Annotated in this window: 10 protein-coding genes; 5 read left to right on the top strand and 5 right to left on the bottom strand. The window is 48.5% G+C overall.

Annotated features, from left to right (window positions below; all coding sequences use genetic code 11):
- Window positions 1-15: 15 nt before the first annotated feature.
- From CVT49_10895 to CVT49_10880, 4 genes are all read right to left on the bottom strand, one after another.
- The gene (locus tag CVT49_10895) at window positions 16-3,105 is read right to left on the bottom strand and encodes an acriflavin resistance protein (GenBank protein ID PKK82963.1); all 3,090 of its coding nucleotides are present in this window, start codon (window positions 3,103-3,105) and stop codon (window positions 16-18) included.
- Window positions 3,106-3,117: 12 nt separating this feature from the next.
- Window positions 3,118-4,182 (bottom strand): efflux transporter periplasmic adaptor subunit, encoded by a 1,065-nt coding sequence (locus CVT49_10890; GenBank protein ID PKK82962.1) that lies wholly within the window; start codon window positions 4,180-4,182, stop codon window positions 3,118-3,120.
- Between the two features lie 195 nt (window positions 4,183-4,377).
- Window positions 4,378-5,418 (bottom strand): pyruvate kinase, encoded by a 1,041-nt coding sequence (pyk, locus tag CVT49_10885; protein PKK82961.1) that lies wholly within the window; start codon window positions 5,416-5,418, stop codon window positions 4,378-4,380.
- 139 nt (window positions 5,419-5,557) lie between these two features.
- On the bottom strand, window positions 5,558-6,334 hold the full coding sequence (locus tag CVT49_10880) for a dienelactone hydrolase (protein PKK82960.1): 777 nt from the start codon (window positions 6,332-6,334) through the stop codon (window positions 5,558-5,560).
- A gap of 224 nt (window positions 6,335-6,558) precedes the next feature.
- On the opposite strand from CVT49_10880, the gene CVT49_10875 reads away from it, so the two are divergent.
- Both CVT49_10875 and CVT49_10870 read left to right on the top strand, forming a co-directional pair.
- Complete coding sequence (locus CVT49_10875) at window positions 6,559-6,936, top strand: DUF4440 domain-containing protein (protein PKK82959.1); 378 nt, start codon at window positions 6,559-6,561, stop codon at window positions 6,934-6,936.
- 283 nt (window positions 6,937-7,219) lie between these two features.
- The gene (locus tag CVT49_10870; GenBank protein ID PKK82958.1) at window positions 7,220-8,635 is read left to right on the top strand and encodes a hypothetical protein; all 1,416 of its coding nucleotides are present in this window, start codon (window positions 7,220-7,222) and stop codon (window positions 8,633-8,635) included.
- A gap of 87 nt (window positions 8,636-8,722) precedes the next feature.
- On the opposite strand, the gene CVT49_10865 is transcribed toward CVT49_10870, so the two are convergent.
- Entirely contained in the window at window positions 8,723-9,466 is a 744-nt protein-coding gene (locus CVT49_10865) for a hypothetical protein (protein ID PKK82957.1), read from the bottom strand.
- 296 nt (window positions 9,467-9,762) lie between these two features.
- Between CVT49_10865 and CVT49_10860 the strand changes: the two genes are divergently transcribed.
- The 3 genes from CVT49_10860 to CVT49_10850 all read left to right on the top strand — a co-directional run bounded on the left by CVT49_10860 (window position 9,763) and on the right by CVT49_10850 (window position 13,053).
- Window positions 9,763-10,254: a hypothetical protein gene (locus CVT49_10860; GenBank protein PKK82956.1), complete on the top strand. Its 492-nt coding sequence runs from the start codon at window positions 9,763-9,765 to the stop codon at window positions 10,252-10,254.
- Between the two features lie 187 nt (window positions 10,255-10,441).
- The gene (locus tag CVT49_10855) at window positions 10,442-11,734 is read left to right on the top strand and encodes a hypothetical protein (GenBank protein ID PKK82955.1); all 1,293 of its coding nucleotides are present in this window, start codon (window positions 10,442-10,444) and stop codon (window positions 11,732-11,734) included.
- Entirely contained in the window at window positions 11,731-13,053 is a 1,323-nt protein-coding gene (locus CVT49_10850) for a hypothetical protein (protein PKK82954.1), read from the top strand. The genes CVT49_10855 and CVT49_10850 overlap by 4 nt, the downstream gene beginning before the upstream one ends.
- Window positions 13,054-13,621 lie beyond the last annotated feature (568 nt).

Below are 13,621 nucleotides of genomic sequence, written 5' to 3'. Positions count from 1 at the left end.
TAGTGCAGGGCTCAATTACGCCTGTTTATCAACTGTCTGAGAATGTATTGATTCGATAATCTCTCTTCGTTTCGAGGATAGATAAGTGTACAGCGCCGGTATCACGAAAAGCGTCAGGCCGAGCGAAAATAATAATCCACCGATAATGACAATACCCATCGACACCCTGCTTTTGGAAGCCGCCCCGATGGCCAGTGCAATCGGCAGCACACCAAAAGCGGTCGCCAGACTGGTCATCAGAATCGGACGGAAACGCTGTACGGCAGCATCGATTACCGCTTCGACCATTCCCAGCCCCTGGTTTCGGCGCTGGTTGGCGAATTCAACAATCAGGATACCATTCTTGGTGACGATTCCGACCAGGGCGATAATCCCGATCTGGCTGAAAATATTGAAAGTCTGGCCGAAGAACCAGAGTGACAATATCGCTCCGGCCAGGGCCAGCGGAACGGTGAACATGATAATCAACGGATCCCGGAAACTCTCGAACTGTGCCGAGAGAATCAGATATACCAGGATCAGGGCCAGGATAAAAGCAAACAGAAGCGTGTTCGAACTTTCGGCGAATTCCTTGGCCGTCCCGGATAGAGTCGTCGAGAATGATTCATCCAGTACCTCGCCGGAGATTTTATCCATCTCGTCGATCGCCGAGCCGAGCGTGAAACCGGGAGCCGGCGAGGCACTCACGGTCCCCGAGACATAACGGTTAAAGCGGTACAACTGCGGCGGATTGGTCCGGTAGGACATGGTCACGACATTATCAAGCTGAATCAACTTATCCTGATTATTCCGGACATATATCGAACTGAGATCGAGCGGCTCATCGCGATTGACACGGTTGGCCTGCGCAATAACCGAATACTGCTTGCCGTTAAAGATAAAGAATCCATAACGCTGACCGCTGAAATACAACTGCAGAGTTTCCGCGATATCACGGATAGTGATCCCCAGTGCCCGCGCCCGGTCGCGATCGATCTCAATGGTCAACTCCGGTTTGTTGAATTTTAAATTCAGATCGACAATCTCGAAAACCGAATCGGCCTGCGCCCGGGCCATGAAGGCCGGCAGGACCTCCTTCAGCTTATCCATGGTGGGGGCCTGGATAACATACTCCACCGGCAGACCCGAGCGGCGGCCGCCGCCGATAGTCTGCTCCTGGGTCACGAAGGCGCGGGCAAAAGATTCGGCCCGCAGCCTGGCCGAAAGAGCATTGGCTATTTCCTGCTGACTTCTTTCCCTCTGATCCGGCGGGACCAGATTGATTCTTATAAAACCGGAATTGGCCGCACCGCTGGAACCGAATCCGGGAGCAGTCAAAGAAAGAATCGCCTCTTTTTCCGGAATTGTATCGACGATTTTAATCAGGTTCCCGACATAACCACGCATGGCATCATAAGCGGTCCCTTCCGGGGCCGTTATATTGATCGACAGGCGGCTCTTATCCTCCATCGGGGCCAGCTCCGATGGAATCAGGGCGCCGACTCCGAAAATGATCAGCACCGAGACAACCATGATTACCGGTGCCAGCCAGCGACGGGCAATGAATCGGCTCAGCCAACGGTGATAACCGGAAACCAGACGTTTGAATAACTGCTCGCTGAGCTGGAAAAATTTAGTCTCGTGGTGGCCTTTGTGCAAAATCCGGGCGCTCATCATCGGAGTCAGCGTCAGGGAAACGAAAGCTGAGATTAGTACCGCCCCCGCCACGACAATACCGAACTCCCGAAACAGGCGGCCGGTTAATCCCTGGAGAAAGATGATCGGCAGGAACACCGACGCCAGGGTGATCGTCGTCGATATGATGGCGAAATAAATCTCTCGTGAGCCCTGGTGACCGGCCTCGCGAGGCGGTATCCCCCGCTCAATTTTGCTGTAAATATTCTCCAGCACGACGATAGCGTCATCAACCACGATCCCGGTCGATAAGACGATACCAAGCAAAGTCAGAATATTGATGGTGAAACCGGCGGCGTACATTATGAAAAAGGCGCCGATCAGCGAAATTGGAATCGCCACCAGCGGGATAATAGTCGTTCGCCAATGTCGCAAAAAGGCAAAAATAACCAGAAGAACCAGCAAAAAGGCAATTAGGATCGTCTCTTCAACTTCCGTAATAGCCTTGCGAATGTTGGCAGTAACGTCCTGGGTTATTTTGACACTGATGTCCTCAGGCAGTTCCCGCTTGATCTGCTCCACCCGGCGATAAACCTCATCGGCGATGGCAATATGATTTGAACCGGGCTGCGGTGTCACCGCCACCGCCACCATCGGTATCCCGCCGTCGCCTCGCAAAAGCGTCCGCTCGTTTTCCGGCGCGAGAACCGCTTCGCCGATATCGCGCAGTCTCACAACCGAACCCTGCGTCTCTTTGATAATCAGATTATTAAACTCTTCCGGCGTGGACATCCGTCCGAAAGTTCGGATCGACAGTTCGGTATTGTAACCCTCGATCAAACCGGAGGGTAATTCGACATTCTCCTGGTTGAGAGCGCTTCTGACATCCAGCGGCGTGAGTCCATGGGCGGCCAGCCGACCCGGGTCGATCAGCAGTTTCATGGAATATTTCTTTTCACCCCAAATACCGATTTCACTGATACCGGGAATGGTTTGCAAACGCTCTTTGAAAATATCATTGGCGATGGAGGACAACTCCAGAAGCGTCCGTCGATCGCTTTGAATCGCCATAGATAATATCACTGTCGCATCGGCATCGGCTTTGGATATGATCGGAGGATCGACATCGGTGGGAAGATTGCGCTGGGCCCGGGAAACGCGGTCCCGAACATCATTGGCAGCCGCTTCCATGTTCACACCCAGTTCAAACTCCACCCTGATCGAGCTGCGGCCGTCACGGCTTGTCGAAGTCAGCGACCTGATTCCGGAAATCCCGTTTATGGATTCTTCCAGCGGTTCCGTAATCTGCGATTCGATAACATCGGCATTGGCTCCCGTGTAGCTGGTGGAAACAGAAACCACCGGGGGATCGACACTGGGATATTCACGGACTCCAAGGAAGAGAAAACCGATAACGCCGAAAAGGACGATCAGAATCGACATGACCGTCGCCAGAACCGGACGATTGATACAAATCGAAGATATTATCATAGATCGGTTCCGTTACTCAGTGGAGAAATCGGAAATCTGAACCGGTTTGCCGTCGGTAACCTGCATTAGGCCGGTCAGGATAAGAGTATCGCCAGGATTCAAACCCCGGCTGATTTGGACCGACCTTTCGGTCCTGATGCCGGTCGTAACCGGAACCGAACGAGCCAGACCATTTTCGCAGATAAAAACTTTATCGCCTTCAAGCTGGGGCAGAATGGCCCCGGTCGGAATGACAATCGCCTCTGGAATCCGTTCCAGCGTAATCTCGACCCGGGCGAACGAACCCGGAATCAAACGTCCCTCGGGATTCGGAATGGTGGCGCGGGCCTTAAGAGTCCGCGTGGCCGGATCGACTTTGATTTCGACGGCATAAATCCTTCCCTGGTGTTTTTCCTCTATATCCCCGGCCTGAATCATAACATCCGTCCCGGCCTTGAGCTTGCCGGAATATTTTTCAGGCACCGAAAATTCCACTTTGATCGGGTCGATATCCTGCATTGTGGCCACCAGCGTAGTCGGTGTCACATATGACCCTTCGCTGACATAACGCAGGCCGACCACCCCGTCGAAGGGCGCCATAATCTCGGTTTCGGCCAATTGCGATTCGATCACTTCTCGCTCCGCCCGGATAATATTAAGAGCGTTTTGAGCCCGATCGAAATCTTCCTGGCTGATGCCGTTGATATCATACAATGCCTTTTTGCGCCGCACCTCATCGACCGACAGGGTTTCTTCGAGCTGCTTGCGTTTCAGCTGCGCCTGCAGTTCGCGGTCGTTTATCTTAAGAAGAATATCGCCGCGCCGGACTCCCCGGCCCTCTTCAAAAGAGACAGTGATCACGCGGCCCGATACTTCCGGCCGCAATTCGACTTCCTCATTGGCCAGAAGCGTTCCGGTGGTAAAAATCTTATTTTCTATCGGTTGCGGGCGCAATACCATCGCCTCGACCGAAATCGCCCTCCCGGCCCCGCGGACAGCGGGCGCATCATCGCCGCTATTGCAACCGGCAATGAGCAGAAGCACCGATATAATCAAAAACCAGATCGTTTTCATTCTATATATACAAGTGGTTGCCATAATTCGTCTAATATATAACAAAGATTTCCCGGTAAAAAGACAATTTTTAAGGCCCCGCCGGAAGAGGCAATTATTTAATTAGCCTGGTCAGGATATTTTTTTTCCAAGGATGATCCGCAAAAGTAATACGGCCAATATACAAAAATCCCCCGGTCAGGCCGGGGGATTCATATTTCCGAGTCATATACGATTGCTTTAGAGTATGTCTTTATTAGGTGCCTGCGATTGCTCGGTAAAATCAATGATCTTTTTCATCATGCTGATCGTTTCCACCGGATGCTTGCCGACAGCCGTTTCACCCGACAGCATCACATAATTCGAACCGTCCAGGATGGCATTGGCCACGTCGCTTACCTCGGCGCGGGTCGGCCTCAGGTTTTCGGTCATGCTTTCCAGCATCTGGGTGGCGGTAATGACTGTCTTCCCCCGCTGTTCGCACTTTTTGATGATCATTTTTTGCAGGATCGGAACCTCGTAAATAGGGAGAGACACCCCCAGGTCCCCTCGGGCAACCATTATACCGTCGGCGACATCCAGTATCTCGTCAAGATTCTCGATGCCGTCTTTGTTCTCGATTTTGGCAATTAGCTGACAACTGAAATTGGTTTTTGAAATGAAATCCCTGATATCAGTGATATCCTGCCTGCTTCTCACAAACGACTGTGCAATAAAATCGACTTTGTTTTTTATGCCGAATTCAAGGTCATGGCGGTCCTTTTCCGCCAGACCCTTAAAGGGGAATCTGGCATCAGGGATATTGACTCCTTTGTGCTCTTTGAGAATGCCGGGATTGACTACCTCACATTGTACGGAATTCTCCGTCACGTTGGTCGCTCTGAGTGCGATATTCCCGTCATCGATATAGATAAAATCACCCGCTTTAATAACCTGCAGGGAACCCTGGTAATCCAGCGGTATTGTGTCACTATCATGCTTTGTAATTTGATTGCTCAGGAAGACAATCTGTTTTTCTTTGAGCTCGATGGTATCGGCGGCTCTATCCTCGAATGAACCGATTCTTATTCGAAAGCCTTCCAGGTCCTGCATTATCCTGACATTACCAGCACTTTCCCGGTTTAACCGGCCAAGAGCATCGATTCGCTTTTGATGATCGCCATGATTGCCATGAGAAAAATTCAGCCTGGCCACATTCATCCCGGCTTCTATCATTTCCCCCAGCATATTGTCTTTATCGCTGGAAGGGCCAATCGTGCAGATTATTCCTGTCATAGCCATATCGCTGATTTCTCCAAAGATATTTTTGTGTCAATATAACAATTAATACAATCAAGATACAGACCTCAAGGATTTTAATGAAAAAGCCCCGGGCTTAAACCGGGGCTTTTCTGTCATCTCACTATTTGCTCCGGGTATTTTACTCGAACAATTCACCAAAAAACATTTTCATATGACCCCAGGAGCGGCGGTCGGCTTCGGCGTTATATGCCGCACCTGTCAAAGGATCATCACCGGAACCCGGGTTGGTGAAAGCATGCACGGTCCCGGAATAGGCGATAAACTGGTAATCCACCCCGGCCGCACGCATTTCGTCGAAGAACGCGGTAATCTGTTCCATCGGAACATAAGGATCATCGGCGCCGTGACAGACCAGCACTTTACACTTTATATTTTTTGCAACCGACGGGTCGGGAGTGTCGAGATTGCCATGAAAACTGACCACGCCGGCAATCGCCGCCCCCGATCGGGCCAGTTCAAGTACCGTTCCACCGCCAAAACAATAGCCGATCGCGGCAATCCGACTGTTGTCGCAAAGCTCATTGTTCATAAGTACATTCAACCCAGCCGTCACCCGGTCGCGCATCAGTTGCCGGTCACCTCGATAAATGCTCGCCTGTGCTGCGGCTTCATCGCGCGTCTGCGGACGAATACCCTTGCCGTACATGTCCGCTGCGAACGCGACATACCCCATCTCGGCCAGTTGCCGGCATCGCATTTTTGCATAATCATTCAGTCCGGTCCACTCATGCACCACCAGCATGCCGGGACGTTTGGCATTGTTTGCATTATCCCAGGCCAGAAATCCCTCCAGTTCCACATCACCATGTTTGTAGATCACCGCTTTGGTCACAATCTCACCCCTGGCCGGTATCACGACACACAGGATTAATGCCATACATATTAACAGTTTCATGCTTCGCTCCTCTTATTGCTAAAATCTCACATTCCATTAAATATTCAAGATCTTCCATATCGGACCTTTCAGCCTTATATACGGCCGTCATCGTTCGGCCAATGAAAATTTCTTTCTACTATAACTTGACTCTGCTGAACAGCCGAATTATTTTATTATCAGGGGAGAATGATCATAATGTGAAATTCGTCCCCGGCCGTTCATATTAATATTTTGAGGAAAGTATGAATACCGAGGAATCACTGCATGAGATGCTGCTTCAGCTTGAAGAGCGCTTGCTGCAGCCGGAGACCAGACATTCCCCAGTCGATGTCGCCATGCTGCTTGCGGATGACTTTTTTGAAATCGGGGGTTCCGGCCGGATACATGATAGACAATCCATCATTGAGGAGTTATCAACCGAAACGACACCATTGATAACAATCTCGGACTTCCGGATGAAAATACTTGCGCCGGACAGTGCCCTGGTCACTTATCGTGCCGTTTTCCACGGTCATGATGAAGTCCCCGCAAAGCATTCTCTGCGAAGCTCTATTTGGAAAAATGTCGGCGGCGCATGGAAGATGATCTTTCATCAGGGCACACCGATTGCAATGCCATGAATTGACTTTTGTGAATCCAGAGCCCCCTTTTTATTTATTAATAGCCTTTATCATTAGTGATTCTCCAGCAAGCAAGAGTCGCGCCCATTGCTCGGGAATTAAAATATTTGTAACGAATATCTGCAGCAGTTTTCACATATGGTATTAAAAAACCTGAATATTACCTACTGACACAGTTTATTTTAAGTACTGCTGAACAAACTGTCGATTAGAATGTTACGTATAAATATAGTACTTTCGATAATTTGTTGGGAAACAATCTATAAAACACGGGGAACTTAAAATGATTTACAAACAATTTGGAATCCTTTCGGCTGTCCTGCTGGTCGTGTTTATGGTTTTCGGCTGCAGCAACAACGAATCGCCGGTTACTCCGAGTACAACCGGGTTCAGCGTCTCTGCGGCCGTCAAAGCCATCCCGGCCGATGCCGTAATCGACTCCGCGACAATGTATATTCATGTCACCGAAACCGCCGCGCATACGGTTACGGTCCACAGTATTACATTTGCCTGGGATGAGTCATCCGTCAATTGGGATTCATTCGGCGGCGCCTATAATCCCGATACGGTCGGATTAATACAGTTTGCGGACACGGGCTGGTATGCGCTGGATGTGACCGAAGTGGTCGAAAGGTGGTTTGACGGATCTGACGAAAATTTCGGTTTCTATCTTCAATATGGCGGCGAAGATACCGCTATGACCATGATCAATTCCAGCGAGGCCGGCGATTTTATGCCATATCTCGAAATCTGCTATACTGTTCATGAAGGCGATATGTGCGAGAATATGGATGTCCTTGATGATGCTGATATTTTCTCGGCTGATATTGAGGCCAACTATGGAGACGCCGAGATGCTTATGGTAGGCGGCCTTCCGGATGCAGACTCGACCCACAACACTTTAATCATGTTTGCCTTCGATAAAGTCGTCCGCTATGTTTCAATCGGTGGTATGGTCTTTATGGATACCGATGGAAACGGCATGTTTGATGAAGGCGAGGATGGTCTGGAGGATGTCACGGTAAACCTGTATGACTGTGATGACTCGCTTCTGGCAACCATGGTCACCGATGAAAACGGCCACTATATGTTTGACTCGCTGATGGCGGGTGATTATAAAATCGACTTTACCGCTCCTTTCGGCTACCAGATTAGTTCACCGATGGGCGGCATGACCGAGTGTATGACCATGCTTCCGGGGGAAGAGAATCTCGATGTTAATGCCATCGTATATGCTTATGATGGCTGCACCTATGGCAAGGGTTATTGGAAGAATCACGCCGGTTTCGGCCCTCAGGCCGATGAAGTCAGCAAATTGCTGCCGATATGGCTCGGTGATGACGGCGGTGCCAAGAGCATTGCCGTTACCGATGCTCAGATCGCCGTGGATATTCTTTCACAGCATGCTTACGGTCACCCTAGCAACGGTATAACGAAACTTTATGCTCATCTCCTGACGGCTAAATTGAATATCGCCAACATGGCTAATTCCGAGGACATTAATGAAATGATTAATGAGGCCGACGCCTTCCTGGCCGAGCACGACTGGACCGACTGGGATATGCTCGACAAGAGCCAGCAAAAGATGGTCCAGCAGTGGAAGAGACATTTCGAAGATTATAATGAGGGCGAAATCGGCCCCGGTCATTGCGGCAATGATTATGACGACGACAATGACGACCTGAACGAAGATATCTGAAATTTATTATCCTAAAAGAGAGCACAAAAAGAATCCGCGGTGCCGGTTGCACCGCGGATTTTATATTTCTGTATGGTATCTGGAATTCTAATGATTCACCGTCACTCCCCTTGATTCCAGAATCGGGATATAATCATCTATAGACTGCGTTGACAGCAGGTTATTTTGTAGGTATACAATTTCTCCCGAACCCAAACCGGAATTGTTGACGAGTGGCAGAATGTCAGAAATTTGATTAAACCTTAAATCCAATTCCTGGATATTTATCAGAGCGGAGAGTGCCGATATGTTGCTTACCTGGTTGAATGAACAATATAATTTCTCCAATCCTGTCAGGGACGCCAGGGGAGTAAGATTTAAGGCACCATTACTGTTCATAACCAGTACTTTCACCTGAGTAAAATTTGTGATAAATGTAATATCTGCAAGCCCGTTACTCGCGATATCAAGTTCGCGCAGCGATTCAAGCCCATATATTGGGGAATAATTGGTCACCTGGGTCGAATTAAGCCGCAGCCAGTCAAGATGATTTAAATTCGCCAGCGGCGAGATATCACTGACCGGATTATATCCGAGAGAGAGTTGCCCGAGATTCTCAAGATTGGCCAGGGGCGACAAATCACTGACATTATTATTCCCTAGACTAAGAGCCCAGAGTGTGGTCAAGTTCTGTAACGGAGACAAATCGGAAATTTCATTCCGGTCATCGAAAATTCCTACCTCAGCACCGCCCTTTTCCAAAATACAATTGTGCTGGCCCGCTTTTTCCCCAACCGCATGCTGACTATCCGCAATTTCACCATGGTCGATCTGATTGGAAGCGAGATGCATGTCCGGGAGTTGAACGGGTTCGGGGAAGTCGCCGAGGCCATAAATCAGAACTTCGGAATACCGGTCGCGATTGTTGAGGCGGCCATATCAGGTATGGGCGAATTAAGAAATCTTTGGGCTTAATCCGTTTATAAAATCATTTCTCTCTCCGCAAGCACCAATGGAGAAACGAATTGCTGAGAGTTCCGGCCTGCAAAGGATAGTCAAATTTGCCTTGCAATTAGTTAAATATTGATATTACTTTATTAGAGGATATCTAACAAATTCTCAGATTTATTTCATAGGAGGAGGAAAAAATGATAAGAAAAGGTCACTTCGCAGTCTTGCTCGCAGTAATTATCCTGGTTTGCATTTCATCTTCGGTTTTTGCCCAGAGCAAGCCGGTTCAACTGGCGCTGTTTACGCCTATCCAGATATTTCCGGAAGACACCAAAATTTCGGGTATTCGAATTAACCTGCTGTACGGCCGAAATGTCGCCGTAACCGGGCTGGATTGGGGGCTGGTCAATCATACCACCACGGGGATGTTCATGGGTGTGCAGTTCGGCCTGGTGGGTCTGGCCGATAGCGATTTTATGGGCTGGCAAAACACCGCTGTCAATGTGGTGAAGGGAAATTTCGAAGGCTTCCAATGGGGCTTGGTCAATTATGCCCATTACGCCAACGGTTTTCAGCTTGGCTTTGTCAATTATGCCGGAAGTATGAAAGGACTCCAGATCGGACTGGTCAATATAATCAAGCAGGGCGGCCAGTTCCCGGTTTTCCCATTTGTTAACTGGTCATTTTAAGCTCTTTATCCCGGCCCCTTTGTTCGGGGCCGGGATTTATATTTTATCTTATTAAAAACATTTTACCCATATTTTCGTGTAATCCAAAATGCAGATTCTATAATTATGCTTGCGATAAAAAGAGCAATGAGAATTAATTGCGATATGAAAATGAAAACCAACTATAAATAAATCCCGGAGTTTAATTATGCGTCTTTTCTTATTTTTGATTCTGCCTCTTCTGCTGCTGGCCGGTCCCGGCATAGCCGCCGATTGGCACATTACCCAGCTGGATAACGGCCTGAAAGTGATGATTCTGGAAAACCATCAGGTTCCGCAGGTCAATATCTCAACTACCGTCAAAGCCGGCGCCAAAAACGAATCCGATTATTTCGATGGCGCCACCCATCTGCTGGAACATCTCATTCTCTTTCGCGGAACCGACAACATGACGGGCGAGGAAGTCGGCGATGCCATGAAACAGCATGGAGCCTACTTCAACGGCTACACCTCATCCGACTGGACCGATTTCGTCATTACCCTGCCCAAAGAAAATCTCGATTTCGCTCTTAAAATTCACTCCGACATGCTCTTTCGTTCGAATTTTCCGAAAGATGCCATGAACAAAGAGCGTCAGGCAGTGCTGGAAGAAATCAACATCTCCGAAGATAACCCCGGCGCCAAGGCATACCGGGCTTCCTTAAAAACCCTCTATGGGAATCATCCTTATTCCAAAAATGTTCTCGGCACCAAGGAAAATATCAGCAGCATTCCCCGCGATTCGGTATATGCCTATTACAAGCGCTACTACGCACCTAATAATATGACCATGGTCATTGTCGGCGATGTCGACACTCAGGAAACCATGAATCTTGTCAACAAATATTTCGGTGACATTCCCAAGGGTGATGTCGTCATGGATAATTACGCCCTGCCGCCCAAACACGACAAGGTCACCGAAATTGAGATCCCGAAAGATATTAATCAGGCATACCTGGTGATGATGTCAATCGGGCCCAAGTCCGACAGCCCCGATCAGTATTCACTCGACCTGATGGCCACCATTTTGGGCAATGGCGAATCGAGCCGCCTCTGGAAAAAGTTAAAGGATGAAGACGGCCTGGTGTATTCCACCGGTTTCTCGTTCTACACCTCGAAATACGAAGGTACTCTTTTGTCCATGTCAACGCTCGATCCGACCAATATCGACACGGTGGAACAATCCATTGTCGGTATCCTGAAAGATGTCAAGCAGAATGGATTCACCGATAAGGAATTGCGCAAGGCCAAGAACAAAATAAAAACAGGCTACTATACATCGATGGAACGGGGGCTGGACAAAGCCGACAGTTATGCGCAATATGATTCCTTCATCGGTTATCAGTATATTGAAAATTATCCTGATAATATCGAAAAGGTGACTCTGGCCGACCTTAATGCTGCGGCGAAAAAATACCTTAACACCGATTCATATGTCAAAACCATGGTGGTGCCCAAATGAATAAATCAGTACTTATCAGCCCGATTTTTATATTAACCGTCATATTATTCATAGTCGGTTGCGGCGGACAGAACCCGGTGATAACCGTCGGCCCGGATGGCTATGGCAAAGCAACCATGCCAAATGGTATCACGATTGTGGTCAACAGGGATGAAACAACTTCTTTGACAGCCGCGAGAATTCTGATCGGCGGGGGCGTTCTTGCCGAAACGGCAGCCAATAACGGCATTACCAATTTGATGACCAAAATGCTGTTGAAGGGTAATGCCGCCATGACCGCATCCGAAATTACCGAGCAGCTCGATTTTCTCGGCGCCTCGGTATCGGTGGATTGTTTTCGCGACTATAGCGCCATTTCATTCACCTCGCTGACCGAAAACTTCGATCAGGTTCTGGATATCATTTCCCGCTGCCTGATTTCTCCGACCTTTCCCGAGGATGAACTGGAAAAACTGAAAATGGAAGTTGAGGGTGCCATAAAGGCCGCCGATGACAACCAGTCGGCCGCCTCAAGCAAACTGTTCTGGAAAACGGCTTATGGTGACCAGGGTTACGGTCTTCCAACGATTGGTACCGATGAATCGATTGCGAATTTAACCGTTGATGATATCAAGGCGCAGTACCAGAAACTGGTCGGCGGAAAGAATATTATTTTCTCGGTTGCCACCGATCTGCCGGCCGAAAACATATCAGGCATCATCGGCAAGAGACTCGGCGGAATCAAATCCGATGCCGAGCCGATTGCGGCCCCGGCATTGACCCTTCAAAATGAAAAATCCGGCTTTATTTCCTATGATCGAAATCAGTCCTTTGTCTATATGGGTTATGTGATGAATCACCTCGAGCCCAAAGAGCTGATTGCGGTTCTTCTGCTGAATGAAATCATGGGCAATAATGTCGGATCCCGCCTGTGGTATCTCCGTCAGGAAGAAAAACTGGCCTACACGATTTACACCCAGTATGCCGCTGATAAATACGGGAGTCTTTTCCGCGCCGCGATCGGTACCGACACCAGCAAAGTCAAACTGGCGCTTGCTTCACTTGAGCGTGAGTGGGACAAACTGATCAAGGACGGCATCACAGCCGAGGAACTGACCGACGCCAAAATCAACATGAAGAATAATCTGATTTTTTATATCGACCGCAAAAGCAACCGGGCCAACTATATGGCCTTTTATGAATATGCGGGATATGGATACAAATGCATTCTGGATATGATTGAAATGGCCGACGCCGTCACTCTTGATGATGTCAACAGCTTCGTCATGAGCAAATTAACCAGCGACCGGAAATATACTTCCATTGTCGGCAAGCAATAGATATTTAAGGGGCAGTGAATTTATTCACTGCCCCGTTTTCTTTATCCGAATCCAAAAGAATATATCTTCAGCATCCCTGTCGCTGCCATCTCACCAGCCATGTCGCCAATTCGTCGGCGCGTTCATCAGCAATGTCGAGGCCAAAAAGATGCTGCTTTTGAAATAATCCTTTTTTACACCATATCGTCTGTAAACAGGGCCGTAATCCTCCCGGATTCCGGCCCTTTATAATTGGAATTCCTCAATCCCCATGATCAAAGACTAAGTAGGTCGGGTTCCGAATGAGTCGGCAGACGAATGAGAAACCCGACAATTGCTCATTAAAATGTAATCAGTATTTATTAATATGATTCTATTAAGATTTGGAGTTACAGGAATGATAAAGGATCAAGAATATTATATTAATTTTAAAGGATGGTTATGAATGATGTCGGGTTTTTCGTTCATTCGCATTAACTCATTCACTCAGAATTGAGGTTCCCCCGATTTAGTGGACAGTTATATAAGCATATTCATTTTCTTTTTCAAAGTCAACTGGACTGACGTAACCAAGGGTAGAATGCCTTCG

The sequence above is a fragment of the candidate division Zixibacteria bacterium HGW-Zixibacteria-1 genome (assembly GCA_002838945.1).
GTDB lineage: Bacteria > Zixibacteria > MSB-5A5 > GN15 > PGXB01 > PGXB01.
The sequence above is the reverse complement of the archived record's forward strand: the minus strand, read 5'-3'. Positions and strand labels throughout refer to the sequence as shown.